Source organism: Testudinibacter sp. 'clade 2' (assembly GCF_006227735.1).
In the GTDB taxonomy this organism is placed as follows: domain Bacteria; phylum Pseudomonadota; class Gammaproteobacteria; order Enterobacterales; family Pasteurellaceae; genus Chelonobacter.
Genome location: NZ_VDHB01000077.1, coordinates 14,470 through 30,548 on the forward strand (window position 1 = coordinate 14,470; position 16,079 = coordinate 30,548).

Here is a 16,079-nt window from a genome sequence, read left to right on the forward strand (position 1 = left end):
CCCTTAATTGATGTGATTGGATTGGTTAGAAACCGCTGATTGTTGTTGATCCAAGCGAATAATCCTCGCGGCCGTTTCTTCACTACCGAGCGCATCCGGTTTGATATTCTGCGAACGTAGGGTGTGTTCCATAATTTTTGAAAACACCGGCGCCGAAATCGCTCCACCGTAGTATTTGCCGGCTTTCGGTTCGTTAATCAACACCACCAAGGCATAACGCGGATTGCTCGCCGGCGCCACGCCAGCGGTATAAGCAATATATTTATCCACGTATTTGCCGTTTTCAATTTTTTTTGCGGTTCCGGTTTTGATCGCCACTCGATAGCCTTTCACCGCAGCGGCAATGCCACCACCGCCAGGCAATGCGACCGTCTCCATCATCTCGACCACATCACGCGTGGTTTTTTCCGAAAAAACGCGAGTGCCCAACACCGGCGGATCCACTTTGGTGATCGACAACGGACGATACACCCCAAAACTGCCCAAGGTGACATAGGCTCTAGCCAGCTGCAACGGCGTCACCGTCAAACCGTAACCATAAGAGATCGTCGCTCGCTCAATATCCGCCCAACGCTTGCGATCTTGCAACTGTCCGCGCTGTTCGCCAATCAGTCCCAAATTGGTTGGTTGCCCGAAACCGGCTTTGGAATAGGTGTCGATCAAGGCATTTGGCGGCATCGCCAGTGCTAAATGGCTGACCCCGACGTTACTGGATTTTTGCAGGATACCGGCAATCGATAATTTGTCATAGCGCGCCACATCGCGAATCGTATGCCCGTTGACTTTAAACGGTACGGTATTCAGCACTGAATTTTTGTTGACGATTCCACGTTGAAGTGCGGTCAGCACCACAAACGGTTTCACCGTCGAACCCGGTTCAAAGGTATCGGTAATCGCGCGATTACGCATTAAATCAGCTTTCACATTCGTGCGGTTATTCGGATTGTATGACGGCGCATTTGCCATCGCCAACACTTCACCGGTGCGAATATCCACCAACACCGCCGTGCCGGATTCGGCTTTATTTTCTGCTACCGCTTCTTTGATTTGGCGATACACCATCGACTGCAACTGTTCATCAATACTCAAGGTAACGTTGTGCGCATCGTATTTTTTGGTATCGTCTACCGCTTCCACCATATTGCCGTAGCGATCTTTACGATAAGTACGTGAACCGTCTTGCCCGATCAATAACTTATCAAAACTTTTTTCAATTCCTTCAATGCCTTCGCCGTCAATATTGGTGTAACCGATCAAATGGGCAGTCTCTTCCACTTTCGGATAAAAACGGCGAAATTCAGTTTGCAGCGTAACACCCGGAATTTTCAGTTCGCGCGCATAATTGGCGACACTTGGTGTCACTTGGCGCGCCAAGTAGAGAAAACGGCTGTTTGGGTTTTTGCTGATTTTGTCTTTCAGGCTTTTGTTCGACACGCCCAAAGCATCAGAAAGTGCCTTCCAGCGCTCTTGATCTTGCAACGATCCCTTTTCAAAAACCACTTTCGGATCGGCAACCACCGAAAACATTTGTACACTGACGGATAACCATTGCCCGTTACGATCCAAGATCATGCCGCGCGAGGAGTGAATCGCCTGCGTTCGCAGCGAGCGCTTGTCGGCTTCTTGGTTCATTTTGTCGGCACTGCTGATTTGGACATCTACCGCCGTCGCCACCAACGACGCCATGCTGATCAAAATAACCGCAATCACCGTCCAATAACGCCAGCTGACAAAGGTGTCAATCACGGCTACATTTTTAACAGCGTTTTTGCTACCGCCTTTTGCCACCGTTTTACTGTTTAATTGTGCTGCTTGCCGATCGTTCTTTTTGTTAAATATCGCCATAGACCGCACCCTAATGGTTGTTTTCAATAATAATCACTTGTTGATCACTGGTGATATACCCCATCTTCAAGCGATTTGCGATGGAAGTAATCCGAACATTGTCGTCCAGTGCCCGTTCTTCCAGTTTCAAATTAATATATTCGTTTTCGAGCGCCTGCTTCGCTAAAATCAACTCCCCGTTTTCGGTGTTTAACTGGCGCGTTTGGTGAATAATCCAAATTGTTGCCACTGCACTGCCGATCATCACAAACCACAGCAGAAAAGCGATCTTGTTGGCAGCAAACAGATCATCTAAAATCAATTTCCGTAACGGATAACGGTCTAACATCATAATGGTCCGATCCTTTCTGCAACGCGCAATACCGCACTTCTTGAACGTGGATTTTGTTGTTGTTCTTGCTCACTCGGCATAATCGCTTTGCCGACGGTGTTTAAGGTTTGGTTGCGTTCAATTTGATCTTCACGCAACGGCAGCCCTTTGGGAATGTCTACGCCCTTGCTCTGTTTACGGATAAAACGTTTCACCATGCGATCTTCCAACGAATGAAAGCTAATGATTGACAGCCGCCCCTGCGGTGCCAAAACGGTTAATGCCGATTGCAATGCCCGTTCCAATTCGTCCAGTTCACTGTTGATAAAAATCCGAATCGCCTGAAAACTGCGGGTCGCCGGATGCTTATGTTTATCTTTAAACGGCACGGCTTGACTGATCAGCTCCGCCAATTGCAAAGTGCGGTTGAGCCCCCGCTCGCCCTGCTCTAACGCCGTTTTATTAAAATGCACGATCGCAGTCGCAATGCGTTTGGCGAAACGTTCTTCACCAAAGGTTTTTAACACCCAAGCTAAATCATCGATTGAAACCTGTTGCAGCCATTCTGCCGCCGACATACCTTGCGTAGTATCCATCCTCATATCGAGCGGGCCATCGTTCATAAAACTAAAACCACGCTCGGCTTCATCCAATTGTGGTGAAGAAACGCCTAAATCGAGCAATATGCCATCAATCTTGCCGATTAAATTCTGTTGTTGACAGATTTCTTCGATCTGCGAAAAGGTACTGTGCACAATACTAAAGCGAGAATCATCAATTGTTTCCGCCTCAGCGATTGCGCGCGGATCGCGATCCACTGCAATCAAACGTCCATTTTCTCCCAACTGGGATAAAATCAAACGGGAATGTCCACCACGTCCAAAAGTGCCGTCGATATATACACCATTTGGCTTAAGCACCAGCCCGGCGACCGCTTCATGAAGCAGTACCGTAATGTGAGAACCGACTGATGGCATAATTGGTCGCATCGGGGGAAAAGTCATATTTTTCGCTAATATTTAAATAGTATTCAATCATAAAATGGGGTCGCGGTGCACTCCAGCACACCGCTTGCCCTGCTAGTGCTACTGCCACCGACGGAAAGATGATTCTTTCTCTTTTACAGTGACAGCGTTTTTAATGCTTCCGAATCGACAAAAGCACCGCTGCTGCCGATTTCAATATCCTCTGCGATTTGAGCAAGCCAAGCTTCCTCACTCCAGATCTCAAATTTATTCAATTGTCCAACCAACATAATGTTCTTATCCAGTTTGACATGCTCACGCAACGCAGGACTCAGCAGAATACGTCCACTTTTATCAAGCCCGCATTCGGCGGCGTACCCCAGCATCACGCGCTGCAAACGGCGTTGTTGCGGATCAAAATTGGACAATGCCGCCAATTTTTGTTCAATAATTTCCCATTCATTCAACGGATAAAGCAGTAAACAGGGCTGGCGAATATCGACGGTACACACCATCTGTCCGTCATTTTGTTCAAGGATTTCAGTGCGATAGCGAGTAGGAACGGCAAGCCGTCCTTTACTGTCTAAACTGACTGAAGTCGCACCACGAAACATAGCAATCCCATTTACTCAATTATTTTTGCTGATTATCGCCACTCTTTACCACAGAGCTAATTACCACAGAGCTAAGATTTTGATCATTCTATCCCACAAAATCCCACAATTCACCACTTTAGTCTAAGTTTATTATCTGAACACTGTTGTTGCAAGTTTTTTGTCAACTATTTATGTGGATTGGATCACAGTTAACTGGTTGTTTTTCATTCAACCTAATTGCAATTTGATCTTAAGGAATAACCTCACCGCTCCAAAATGGAGAGGTGAACCGCTACCCTCGCCCTTCCAGCCACTTTTTCTTGATCGGAACCGTGAATAAAGCCATAATCAGACGCTTCAAGACAATCAAATGAATGAGGAGTTATCCATGTCAAATATCATGGTGAAAAAATTGACCACTGGCACTATTTATAAATTGGTTTTTATCGGATTATTAGTGGGCTTTCTGCCGTTATCTTTAGTATTTGGGATTGTAGGTTATTTTGATCTGGCTGATGTGATGTGGAATCAACAGCCGGTCAACGGCATTGCGGTATTTTACATCGTGCCGGTGATCCTGTTTCTTGTTGCCTTAACCTGGACATTATTGGCTGGCAGTGTAATGGCACTGGGATTATGGATCTATTCCAAGTTTAAACCGATAACACTCCATTTTAGTGAAACCGCGCAAGCGAAATCCAAACTATCAGAATAATATCCCACTAACCTTAAATCAGACCAGCGACCACCGTACGCCATTGCTGTAAGCGCTGCTTTTTACCGTCTTGCGACTGCTGCAACGTTTGCCAATCAAATTCTGGGGTGGCTTTGATTAAACGGCGCAGTGCCGGAGAAGTCGCTGCCAAAGTGCGGTTGGCATAAGCAAAACCGTGTAATTGGCGTAGATCGTCGGCATTCAACTGCCAATCAATGTCAGGGAAAGAAATCTGTTGCTTCAACTGTGGAAATAAGGGATGCTCCGCCAGCGGAAAATTGCGCAGAAATTGCTGCCGTGCCTGCTGATAAAAGCGTTCGCCGTCTGGCGAAAGCGGGTAAATCGCCATGGCACTGTAACAACCGCTGCTGGCCTCTTTGCCGCTGCTGAGATGGATAAGCTGAAAACCGCACTTTTGCCAAAACTCGGCCAAGCCATCGCTGTAACCGAAGCTGACGGAAACAAAATCCAATTCAGCCCTGCAATCTTCAAGCAACTGCCGCACCAGTTGCTGACCGAAGCCTTGCCGTTGCAGCTGCGGCAACAGCGCAATGCGTGAGATCCGCAACGAGCGTAACGCACAAGCTTGCGGCAAATCCGCCTGAAAACACAGCGCTTGCGCCACTAAATTCCCGGCTGGACGCCGTTCGCCACGCCAGATTTTCTCGATCAAATCGGCATCCGCCATACCGCCCTCCGCCAACGCCCAAATTCCGCCGCTAATCTCGCCTTGCCGACGTAACAACCAAAACCGTTGTCCTTGCGCATCAAGCAAACGGCGCAGATCCAGCGGCGACGTGCGATAGTGCGCCAACGCCAACAAGCGGTAAAAACAGCGGATTTGTTGCGGATCTGCCACCAGTTCTGTTGGCGAAATTTGCGCTAGCGTTAGATTATTCGTTTCGTTGCTGCTGGTAGGCATCCGATTGTTGAGTAATAACAAATCATCAATCCAGGTTTCCAACGGATCATTTTCTGCATAACGCAACGGTTGCTGCAAATGCAGAAGCTGGCAAGTGCGGTCTGTCAATTGCTTGAGTTTCAATTCGAAACCACGTCCGGTGCCTTCATAGCCGTCAATGGTGGTGGTCAGCAGGATATGGGCAAAATGGCGGCAGAGCGTCGCCAACATATCCAGCGGAATCATCGCCGCTTCATCAATAATCAGCCAACTCTCTGCAAACGGTTGAGGATTTTCATTCAAGCGCGCAATCAAATCATCAGGCGCCATAAAGTGCGGTTTATTTTGACAATGCCGATACAATGCCTGCACCGCACTTTGATTAGGTGCAGTTAGAAAAACCGCACTTTGCTCGCTCAGTTTGTCGGCAAGCATGCCGGCAAGCGCCGATTTGCCGCGTCCACGCTTGGCGGTGAGCAGATACAACTCCGCTTGCGCAGCCACCATCTGCTGTAATACCTGTTGTTGTTGCACCAGTGCGCTCGGCGGCAGTTGCCATAAATCCGTTGTAATATACGGCAATGATCGATTGATTGCTGTCTGCTGGTAAATCGGGATTTGGTGCCGCTCAACCGCACTTTGCCACCATTGATAAAAATGGCTTGGTATAATCGCTTGCGCTGTGCCGTTCCAACGCAGGCTATCCAAATCTACTTTCGTTTGCCAATCTTGCGCTAACAAAACCAACAATACACCACCGGCTTTGATTGCCGCCGCGACAATTGCCAACGCCTCCAAATTACAATTTACCCCGGATGGTTGTCGCGTGTCATACACCGCACAATCCCACTCTTGCCCCAACAGATTTTTGGCATGGGCAAAGGCGTAAAAAGTACAATTTGGCGGTACGATTTCAGGTGGCTGTGGCGCACAATAAACCGCACTTTTGTTGTGATTTGATGAGAAAAATGCAGCCAGCTGTCGGTTTAACCAAACAGCATCACCGCATAAAATCAAAGGTTGGCGAAAAAAGGGATTTTTCATCAGAGAAACAGGCTATGCTTTCTCACTCAAATACGGATCGTCAAAGCCCAGCGCCTGCATAATCTCGCTTTCCAAGCTTTCCATCTCTTCCGCTTCTCCGTCTTCAATGTGGTCGTAGCCGAGCAAATGCAAACTGCCGTGCACCACCATATGCGCCCAATGTGCCAACAGCGGTTTCTGCTGTTCTGCCGCTTCCCGTTCCACCACTTGACGGCAAATCACCAAATCGCCCAGTAAGGGTAATTCCACTTCCGCCGGCGATTCAAACGGAAACGAGAGCACATTGGTCGGATAATCTTTGGTGCGATAAGTGCGGTTTAACATCTGGCTTTCCGCTTCATCAACAATCCGCACTGTCATTTCCACACCATCAAGACTCGGCTTGACCGCACTTTGCGCCCACAATGCAATTTGCGCTTGGCTCGGCAGGTTATCCGTATTTTCACAGGCGAGTTGCAGATCGATAATCAGATTTTTCATGCTGAGCTTCCTTGTAATAACCGTGCTTGGCGCCGTTCTTCCGCTAGTGCCTGGCGACGGATTTCGTCTTCCCGCTCCCAAATTTCATAGGCTTGCACCACTTTGGCAACAACCGGATGACGCACTACATCGCTGCTTTCAAAAAAGTTAAAACTCAACTCCGGCACGGCTTGCAGCACTTCCATCGCATGGCGCAAGCCTGATTTCTGACTGCGTGGCAAATCCACTTGGGTAATATCGCCGGTAATCACCGCTTTGGAGTTAAAACCGATTCGAGTGAGGAACATTTTCATCTGCTCGACGGTGGTGTTTTGGCTCTCGTCCAAAATAATAAAGGCATCGTTCAAGGTACGACCGCGCATATACGCCAACGGTGCGATTTCAATCACCTTGCGCTCAATCAACTTTTCCACCCGTTCGAAGCCCAACATCTCAAACAGCGCATCGTATAACGGACGCAAATACGGCTCGATTTTCTGTCCTAAATCGCCGGGCAAAAAACCCAATTTTTCCCCGGCTTCCACCGCCGGACGGGTCAGCAAAATCCGCCGAATCTCCTGTTTTTCCAACGCCTCGACCGCCGCCGCCACCGCAAGATAAGTTTTCCCCGTTCCTGCAGGGCCGATACCGAAGCTGATGTCGTGGCGTAAAATATTGTGCAGATATTGAATCTGATTGGCACCGCGCGGCTTGATCACGCCACGCTTGGTTTTCACCGTGGTGCTATAGACCTTGGACGCCGACCGCACTTCGCTGGTTTCCTCCGCCTGGGCTAAAATCCGGCTTTCCTGAATTGCAATATGCACATCTTCCAAATCCAACTCTTTGATTTTGCCCTTCAGCGGTGCGGTATCGGCATACAACTGCTGAATCAGCCTCGCCACCGCCTTCAACAATTTCGCCGAATGCGGCTGTTCGGATTTCAGGGTGAAACTAAAATCACGCCGAAGAATTTGCAGCTTAAACGTACTTTCAATCCGTTGCAGATGCTCGTCAAACGCCCCGCACAACGATTGCAAACGTGCATTGTCTTGCGGTTCTAGAGTAAAAGAGTCGATAAGTTGATCGGTCAAAGGGAGCCTCTCATGCTAAATGAAATGAATAGCGTTAGTATAAAGGTTTTTCCGATAATAGGGAAAAGAAAAGCCAAGTGCGATACTTGGCTTTTAGTTTACATAAAACAACTTAATATCCGAGTGTTAACCCATCCGGATTGCGTGGATCGGAGGCACCGTAAAAGCCGTCTTCACGGGCTTGAATAATCTGAACTTTACCCATTGTCGCTTTAGGGACGACTTTATAGCCCTCTTGCTGCAAGATGTTAATCGTATCAGGGCTGATTCCTTCTTCAATCCGAATTTCATCCGGCAACCATTGGTGATGCACACGCGGCACCATAATCGCTTCTGCCGGATTCATACCGTAATCAATGGTATTGACGATGCTTTGTAGTACTGTGGTAATAATCCGTGCGCCACCCGGACTACCGGTCACTAACCATGGTTTATCGTCCTTCATAACAATCGTCGGGGTCATTGATGAAAGCGGACGTTTTTTCGCTGCAACTGCATTGGCATCACCGCCAATCAAACCAAAAGCGTTCGGTACACCCGGTTTAGCCGAAAAATCATCCATTTCATTATTTAATAAAATTCCTGTACCTTCGGCGACAATTCCGCTGCCAAAATTCAGGTTCAAGGTATAAGTTACAGCGACCGCATTGCCATCTTTATCCATAATCGAGTAATGCGTAGTTTGATCACTTTCGTAAGGATGCGGCTTACCCGGCTTGATCTGTGATGATGGACGAATGGTATCGGTGGTAATAGTCGTCGCTAATTCATCGGCATATTTTTTTGAGGTCAGCCCTGTTGCTGGAATTTGTACAAAATCCGGATCGCCTAAATATTCGGACCGATCGGCATAGGCTAATTTCATGGCTTCGGCATAGTGGCGAATCGCTTTGGCGCTGTTCTGTCCGAACTCTTGTAATGGATAGCGTTCCAAAATATTCAGAATTTGCACCAAGTGGATTCCGCCGGAACTTGGTGGTGGCATGGTCACAATTTTATAGCCGCGATATTCCCCTTCAATCGGTTTGCGTTCAACCGCTCGATAGTTTTTCATATCTTCTAATGTGATTAAGCCACCGTGTTTTTCCATTTCTGCCACGATTTTCTGCGCAATTTCACCTTCATAAAAAGCTTTTCCCCCCTGTTGAGCAATGAGTTGCAGCGATTTTGCCAAATCTTTCTGCACTAACAAATCTCCAACCGTGAACGGCTCATCATTTTTGAAAAAGATCCTTTTACTATCTTGCCATTTGGCTAAATTATCTTTTTCTGTCTCAAGGGTTTGTCCCAAAGTTTCACTCACCACAAACCCTTTGTCAGCCAATTCAATTGACGGGGCGATAACTTGAGCCAGCGACATCGTTCCCCACTTTTTTAAAGCATGCTCCATTCCAGCGACTGTGCCAGGAACGCCAATCGCAAAATGGGTAAACAGCGATTTTCCGTCAACCACGTTGCCTTCTTGATCCAAATACATGTCTCTAGTGGCTTTAAGCGGTGCCATTTCCCGGAAATCAAGTGCAACGCTTTGTTTGGTCTTGGCATCATAAACCACCATAAAACCACCACCGCCAATATTACCGGCATTTGGCAACACTACTGCTAAAGCAAAACCAACAGCAACGGCAGCATCAACTGCATTACCACCTTGTTTCAATATATCCAGCCCAACTTGTGTCGCCAGTGCTTGTTCGGTTGCGACCATACCGTTTTTAGCATAAATCGGATGGAAAATATCCATACTTTGATCATAACGAATGGAAGCTTGTTGAGTTTGTGTTGGGATAACATTGGCAGCCACTGCGGTGGTCATTATGGATGCGCTAAATATTGAAAGTGCCAGAGAAGTGATTACAAATGATTTTTTAAATTTCATCATAAAGCTCCTTATTTTGCAGATTAAATGCCAAGTTTAAAAATTTAACATTAAATCAACAATAACATCGAAATCTAAAAAAACAAACCAACAATGAATATTTTATAAACAAAAATAATTATTCTTAATATTTTTCTAAGAATTTTAACCATAATCAAAAAAGCCTCTCATCAAATGAAAAGAGGCTTAGTTTATCGTCAAGGTGAATGATCAATTCACCACATACTGCCCAACACCCAATTCGTCTTCTTGACGGGTGCGTTGGATCACGCTTTGCGGGCTTTGCTGGATGCGTAAGCCCATTTGGTCTTCGGTGCGGATGACCTCGCCGCGCAGGGAGTTTGTCCAGACGTCGGTGATTTTAATATCCACAAATTTACCGATCATGTCCGGTGTGCCGGCGAAATTGACGATACGGTTGGTTTCGGTGCGTCCGGTCAGTTCCATCACATCTTTTTTCGACGGTCCTTCTACCAGCACACGCTGTTCTGTACCGAGCATTTTGCGGCTGAACTGCATCGCTTGTTGGGTGATGCGTTGTTGCAGCAGGTATAAGCGCTCCTTTTTCTCCGCTTCGCTAACATCGTCCGGCATATCCGCTGCCGGTGTGCCGGGGCGTGCCGAGTAGATGAAGCTGAAGCTCATATCGAAATTCACTTGTGCGATCAGATCCATTGTCTGTTGGAAATCTTCTTTGCTTTCGCCCGGGAAGCCGACGATAAAATCAGAGCTGATTTGAATCTCCGGTCGCACTTGGCGCAGTTTACGGATAATCGATTTGTACTCAAGTGCGGTATGGTTGCGTTTCATCATAGTCAACACCCGATCCGAGCCGCTTTGCACCGGCAGGTGCAAAAAGCTGACCAATTCCGGGGTATCACGATAAACATCGACAATATCATCAGTGAATTCAATCGGGTGGCTGGTGGTGAACCGAAGGCGATCGATGCCGTCAATCGCTGCCACTAGGCGCAATAATTCAGCAAAGGTGCAGATGCCATCATCAAAGGTCGCACCACGATAGGCATTGACATTTTGCCCCAACAAGTTTACTTCACGCACGCCTTGCGCCGCCAGTTGTGCGATTTCAAACAACACATCGTCCACCGGTCGGCTGACTTCCTCGCCACGGGTGTAAGGCACCACGCAGAACGAACAGTATTTATTGCAACCTTCCATAATCGAGACAAACGCCGTCGGGCCTTCGGCTTTCGGCTCTGGCAGGCGATCAAACTTTTCAATTTCCGGGAAGCTGACATCAACTACCGCACTTTTGCCACCGCGAATTTGGTTCAGCATTTCCGGCAGGCGGTGTAGGGTTTGCGGACCAAAAATAATGTCCACATAGGGCGCACGATCACGAATGTGGGCGCCTTCTTGCGAGGCAACACAGCCGCCCACGCCGATCACCAATTTCGGATTGGATTTTTTCAAATCTTTCCAGCGTCCCAATTGGTGAAACACTTTCTCTTGTGCTTTTTCACGAATCGAGCAGGTGTTGAGCAACAGCACATCGGCTTCTTCCGCATTTTCGGTCAATTCGAAACCGTGTGTACTGTTCAGTAAATCCGCCATTTTTGATGAATCGTATTCGTTCATCTGGCAGCCCCAAGTTTTAATGTGTAATTTTTGTGTCATGGTTTTTCTTCGTTAGGACGCGGTTATCGACCGCACTAATTTATAAGTTAAAGGATGCAGCGCTAAAAACTAATGGAATTTAAATCGGGCTATTCTACCGATTTGCAGGATTGCTGACCAGTAAAAAGCGATTTTATTTGTGATTTGCTTTAGAAAATCGGCGGCTACGAGTAGAATAAAGCCTAATAAAAGCAGGTATTAGGGGGAAAAATGTTGAATCGCAAAGATGTGATTGTGGTTGGCGGTGGCATGGTCGGTTCGGCAGCCGCATTAGGCTTGGCAAAATTGGGATTAAACGTGCAGCTGATTGAACAGGGCAGCTTACCGCACTTTAGTGCCGAACAACCTTACGATATCCGGATTTCCGCCATCAGTGCCGCCTCGGTGAAACTATTGCAAGAGTTGCAAGCGTGGCAAACGATTCATGCGATGCGCACCTGCCCTTACCGCCAATTGGAAACCTGGGAAATTGATGGTTTTTCCACCCGCTTCAGCGCGCAAGATCTAGATTTACCGGAACTGGGTTATATGGTAGAAAATAATCTGATTCAACTGGGCTTATGGCAAACTTTTCCTGCTTACCCCAATTTAGGCAGTCAACTGAATGCTGAGATTCAGCAGCTAGAAAAGTGCGGTCACGATTGGCAGCTGCGCCTCACCAGTGGTGAATGTTATCATGCGCCGCTGGTGCTGGCTTGCGACGGCGCCAACTCCAAACTGCGGCAAATTGCCGGCATTGGGCTGACCGGGTGGCAATATCGCCAAAGCTGTATGCTGATTGTGGTTGAAACCGCACTTGCACAGCAGGATATCACTTGGCAGCAATTTTTCCCAAGCGGCCCACGAGCATTTCTGCCTTTATTAGGCAATCAAGGCTGTTTAGTCTGGTACGACAGCCCGGAGCGAATTCGCGAACTGCAAAAAATGCCATTAGAAAAATTGGATAAAGAAATTGCACAGGCATTTCCGGCACGTTTAGGCGCAGTCAAAAGCCAACAAGCGGCTTCATTTCCCCTGACTCGTCGCCATGCACAAGATTATTATAAAAACGGTATTGTATTATTAGGCGACTCGGCGCATACCATCAACCCGCTTGCCGGACAAGGGGTAAATTTAGGCTTTAAAGATGTGAGCGTATTTTTAACGGTGATTGCAGCAGCACAAAAGTGCGGTCAGGCGATTAATGATGAAACCGTCCTCGCACGCTACCAACGCTTGCGTCAAAAGGACAATCTGTTAATGCAAAGCGGTATGGATCTGTTCTACAAAGGGTTCAAAGAAAATTTGTTACCGTTAAAAGTGTTACGTAATCTTGCTTTGGTTGCCGTAGACAAAGCCACACCGATCAAAAAACAGGCGCTGAAATATGCCTTGGGGCTGTAGATTATAGATAGAGGTGATTCTATTGAACCACCAACATCCCCATACAGCCTTTATCTGCCAACATTAAATCGCTGCTGCCAAAGGTAAATGGGTAGTTGTTGGAAGAGGTTTGATCAAATTTTACCAAAATCGAAATATTGCCATTCACCCATACCGTATCACGCCAGGTTAATTGCGAAGCGTCTATTGCCTGTCCATTAAAAGATTCAAGCAGAAATTTAGCACCTTGTAGACTAAACCCAATCGGCGCAGTGGCGCTTAAATGCCAGCGTTCATAGCTGCCCAACGCAGCATTCACATCCACTCGACGAGGATCAAATTTTTGTTGATTGATCAACGCGTTCTCAACGTCCAGCATAAAGCTCCGCTGCTGCGTCACAACAACATCGGTTGAAATCTGTTCTTGACGTTGAAAATCGATTTTTTGTTCAAAGGCAGAGAGTAAGCCATCGGGGCGCAACGCTAGCACGGTGTTGTCAATTAATTCATTCTCATCAGCGAACCATGAGGTCATTTTGTCAAAAAAGCCCCGTTTTTCCCCACTGATTAGCGCAACATTGCCACCTTCATTCAAATCAATTAAAATTTCTGCACGCTCACCTGGTGCTAAAAATAATGACCGTACTTCGCGTGGCTGTGGCAAAAATCCCAACCCACCGGCTAGCACCCAGATGCTGCGCCCATCATCTAAGTTAAGGTTATACCCTCGCGACAGCGATGCGTTCAACAAGCGTAACCTTACCCAACCACGCGCCACATTTAAATAAGGCGCTTCAGCACCATTCACCAACAAACGGTTACCGAGAAATTGGCGCTGATTTGGATTAAACAGTTGCTCTCCCTGATTGTTCAGGCGCACATCTTGCAAAATCAGCGGAATATCATTAACGCCGTATTTATTCGGTAGTTTTGCCTTACGGCTCTCTTCATCATCAATCCACCACATACCGGACAAGCCACGATAAACCTGATAAGCCGAGTGTGCCAAGGTATCTGCGTGATACCAACATGTGGCTGCCGATTGAGTAATTGGTACAATCGGCGACCAGCCTGTACTGCTATCAAACTGACGCCCTACTCCCCCTAACAGCTCAGCATTGACCTGCAATCCCTGCAAACTGATGGATACTCGCTGTGAAAGTTGATTACTATAATTTAAACGAACAAAATCCCCTTGCTTACAGCGAATCGTCGGCCCCAAATAAAACCCGTTAAAGCCCCATACGTCCACTTTTTTGGCATCGACAAATGCTTTCTTGCTGCTCCCCATTGAAAGCAAAATTGGACGCCCGCGTCCGACATCTAACAGTGGCGGAATCGGCAGCGGCTGTGTGCCTGACGCATAGGCCGTCGGCAACACCGCACTTACACCAAGTAGAGTGGTATTTTTGAGTAGCCTGCGACGAGATAAGTCGGATTGCATCATTGACTAGCCTAAGTGCTGCTGTGCCAGCTCTTGATCAAGCTGGTCAATTTTTTGTTTCATCACCGCATGGCAGTGATTCATTAATTCCCGCACATTTTCACGGCTATAATTTGAGGTATCAATTGGTGCTAACATTTCACAAATCACCTTGCCATTGTCCCAACGGTTAAGATCAATTTTATGGTGCAAATTGCTGCAACAGACCGGTACAATTGGTACGCCTGCGGCAATCGCCGCATGAAACGCCCCAGTTTTAAACGGCAGCAAACCACGTCCACGACTGCGTGTACCTTCCGGAAACATCCAAATCGACAACTTATCCCGATTAATCCGCTTTGCTAATTCCCCCATAGTAGAATGGGCTTTGCTCTTATTGTCACGATCCAGTAAAATATTACCACTCGCCCAATATAACAAACCAAAAAATGGAATAAGAGCCAAGCTTTTTTTACCCACGCTGACCGTTCGCGGCATCACCATGTACGCCATCGTCACCATATCATAATTATTTTGATGGTTGCCAATATAGATGCAAGGTCCGTTATTTTCAGCATCCGCAGGAAAACGATGCTCCACTTTTAACCCAAATAACGGATGTAAACGCCCAAACCAGCGTGCGACCACGCCAACATTGCTCGGATTTTTAAAACGGATCAACGAATAAACCGTTCCAAGTAAACAAATTAACAAGGCTGCGAAAACTACGATGATTGCTCGTAAAAATAATAACATAACAATTTCCTAAAAAAATTTGCTAGAGTATAGCGAAAATGTCGGAATATGTGTATAAAATCAGAACTATTTCCTAAAAATTTAATGATATAAAAAATAACAATGATGAAAAAAACCTATTTTATTGCGGATCTGCATTTGAGCGAAAATTCTCCGCATTTGACCGCACTTTTTCAGCAGTTTATGCAAACTGAAGCGATAAAAGGCGAAGCGCTATATATTTTAGGTGATCTGTTTGATTTTTGGATTGGTGATGACGAAAATTCTGAGTTGGCACAATTAGTGCAGCGCCAAATAAAACAGTTGACCGAGCGAAGTATTAACGTTTATTTTCAACACGGCAACCGAGATTTTTTAATTGGCCAACGTTTTGCCGCAAAGTGCGGTTTAATATTATTACCGGAATACCATAAGGTTAATTTATACGGCACAGAGGTTTTACTTTGCCATGGTGATACACTTTGTATTGACGATACCAGTTATCAAGCATATCGCAAAAAAGTGCATAATATTTGGCGGCAACGGCTGTTTTTATGTTTACCACTATTTATCCGTCTGCATATTGCCAATAAAATCCGCAGCAGAAGCCGTCAACAAAAGAGTGAAAAAGCGACTGAAATTATGGACGTGAACACAGAATTTGTTTTAGCCACTATGCGACGTTTTGGTGCGCCTCACCTAATACACGGACATACTCACAGACAAGCTATTCACTCAATAGATGGATCACCAAACCGCACTTTTACTCGTATTGTGTTAGGTGACTGGCACAAAACTGCACCATATTTAGTTTGTGATAAAAATGGATATCGCTTTGAAGAACTCAAGCTAGAAATTAAAGAGGATAAAATAGTTGAATAACAGAATGATGGCAGGGGCGGAGAGGCTCGAACTCCCAACACCCGGTTTTGGAGACCGGTGCTCTACCAATTGAACTACGCCCCTAAATTGTAAAGTGGCGGAATGGACGGGACTCGAACCCGCGACCCCCTGCGTGACAGGCAGGTATTCTAACCAACTGAACTACCACTCCGCTGAAATTGATAATTGGTAGTGACCTACTCTCACATGGGGAGACCCCACACTACCATCGGC

The 16,079-nt window shown here is 46.7% G+C and carries 14 protein-coding genes and 2 tRNA genes; 3 read left to right on the top strand and 13 right to left on the bottom strand.

Going from position 1 to position 16,079, the window contains the following annotated elements:
- Positions 1 to 3: 3 nt before the first annotated feature.
- The 4 genes from ftsI to mraZ all read right to left on the bottom strand — a co-directional run bounded on the left by ftsI (position 4) and on the right by mraZ (position 3,734).
- Positions 4 to 1,845, bottom strand: a complete 1,842-nt coding sequence (ftsI, locus tag FHQ30_RS07020; RefSeq protein ID WP_139610372.1) for a peptidoglycan glycosyltransferase FtsI — start codon at positions 1,843 to 1,845, stop codon at positions 4 to 6.
- Positions 1,846 to 1,855: 10 nt separating this feature from the next.
- Complete coding sequence (gene ftsL, locus FHQ30_RS07025) at positions 1,856 to 2,176, bottom strand: cell division protein FtsL (protein ID WP_416069097.1); 321 nt, start codon at positions 2,174 to 2,176, stop codon at positions 1,856 to 1,858.
- Positions 2,173 to 3,144 carry a 16S rRNA (cytosine(1402)-N(4))-methyltransferase RsmH gene (gene rsmH / locus FHQ30_RS07030; RefSeq protein ID WP_139610383.1) on the bottom strand — a complete coding sequence of 324 codons (972 nt, stop codon included), beginning with the start codon at positions 3,142 to 3,144 and terminating at the stop codon, positions 2,173 to 2,175. Before rsmH ends, ftsL begins: the two co-directional genes overlap by 4 nt.
- A 131-nt stretch (positions 3,145 to 3,275) precedes the next feature.
- The gene (mraZ, locus tag FHQ30_RS07035) at positions 3,276 to 3,734 is read right to left on the bottom strand and encodes a division/cell wall cluster transcriptional repressor MraZ (RefSeq protein ID WP_132967690.1); all 459 of its coding nucleotides are present in this window, start codon (positions 3,732 to 3,734) and stop codon (positions 3,276 to 3,278) included.
- Between the two features lie 370 nt (positions 3,735 to 4,104).
- Between mraZ and FHQ30_RS07040 the strand changes: the two genes are divergently transcribed.
- Positions 4,105 to 4,431 carry a hypothetical protein gene (locus FHQ30_RS07040; RefSeq protein ID WP_139610371.1) on the top strand — a complete coding sequence of 109 codons (327 nt, stop codon included), beginning with the start codon at positions 4,105 to 4,107 and terminating at the stop codon, positions 4,429 to 4,431.
- A 13-nt stretch (positions 4,432 to 4,444) separates the two neighbouring features.
- Here the strand turns inward: FHQ30_RS07040 and FHQ30_RS07045 are convergent, their stop codons facing one another.
- From FHQ30_RS07045 to miaB, 5 genes are all read right to left on the bottom strand, one after another.
- Positions 4,445 to 6,376 carry a tRNA(Met) cytidine acetyltransferase TmcA gene (locus tag FHQ30_RS07045; protein ID WP_139610370.1) on the bottom strand — a complete coding sequence of 644 codons (1,932 nt, stop codon included), beginning with the start codon at positions 6,374 to 6,376 and terminating at the stop codon, positions 4,445 to 4,447.
- A 12-nt stretch (positions 6,377 to 6,388) separates the two neighbouring features.
- A complete protein-coding gene (ybeY, locus tag FHQ30_RS07050; RefSeq protein ID WP_139610369.1) occupies positions 6,389 to 6,856 on the bottom strand; it encodes an rRNA maturation RNase YbeY in 468 nt (155 codons plus the stop codon).
- Entirely contained in the window at positions 6,853 to 7,929 is a 1,077-nt protein-coding gene (locus FHQ30_RS07055) for a PhoH family protein (RefSeq protein WP_176552589.1), read from the bottom strand. Before FHQ30_RS07055 ends, ybeY begins: the two co-directional genes overlap by 4 nt.
- A gap of 112 nt (positions 7,930 to 8,041) precedes the next feature.
- Positions 8,042 to 9,808, bottom strand: coding sequence for a gamma-glutamyltransferase (ggt, locus tag FHQ30_RS07060; RefSeq protein ID WP_139610368.1), 1,767 nt, complete (start codon positions 9,806 to 9,808; stop codon positions 8,042 to 8,044).
- A gap of 207 nt (positions 9,809 to 10,015) precedes the next feature.
- Complete coding sequence (gene miaB / locus FHQ30_RS07065) at positions 10,016 to 11,443, bottom strand: tRNA (N6-isopentenyl adenosine(37)-C2)-methylthiotransferase MiaB (protein WP_139612268.1); 1,428 nt, start codon at positions 11,441 to 11,443, stop codon at positions 10,016 to 10,018.
- A gap of 210 nt (positions 11,444 to 11,653) precedes the next feature.
- Here miaB and FHQ30_RS07070 point away from each other — a divergent pair, with 210 nt between their 5' ends.
- Complete coding sequence (locus tag FHQ30_RS07070) at positions 11,654 to 12,826, top strand: FAD-dependent oxidoreductase (protein ID WP_139612269.1); 1,173 nt, start codon at positions 11,654 to 11,656, stop codon at positions 12,824 to 12,826.
- 19 nt (positions 12,827 to 12,845) lie between these two features.
- Here the strand turns inward: FHQ30_RS07070 and FHQ30_RS07075 are convergent, their stop codons facing one another.
- On the bottom strand, positions 12,846 to 14,252 hold the full coding sequence (locus FHQ30_RS07075) for a multicopper oxidase domain-containing protein (protein WP_442805714.1): 1,407 nt from the start codon (positions 14,250 to 14,252) through the stop codon (positions 12,846 to 12,848).
- A 3-nt stretch (positions 14,253 to 14,255) separates the two neighbouring features.
- Positions 14,256 to 14,984 carry a 1-acylglycerol-3-phosphate O-acyltransferase gene (locus FHQ30_RS07080; RefSeq protein ID WP_139612270.1) on the bottom strand — a complete coding sequence of 243 codons (729 nt, stop codon included), beginning with the start codon at positions 14,982 to 14,984 and terminating at the stop codon, positions 14,256 to 14,258.
- Between the two features lie 105 nt (positions 14,985 to 15,089).
- Between FHQ30_RS07080 and lpxH the strand changes: the two genes are divergently transcribed.
- Entirely contained in the window at positions 15,090 to 15,845 is a 756-nt protein-coding gene (lpxH, locus tag FHQ30_RS07085; RefSeq protein WP_139612282.1) for a UDP-2,3-diacylglucosamine diphosphatase, read from the top strand.
- Positions 15,846 to 15,853: 8 nt separating this feature from the next.
- Here the strand turns inward: lpxH and FHQ30_RS07090 are convergent.
- A tRNA-Trp gene (locus tag FHQ30_RS07090) sits at positions 15,854 to 15,929 on the bottom strand.
- A gap of 11 nt (positions 15,930 to 15,940) precedes the next feature.
- Positions 15,941 to 16,017 (bottom strand) — tRNA-Asp (locus FHQ30_RS07095).
- Between the last annotated feature and the right edge of the window lie 62 nt (positions 16,018 to 16,079).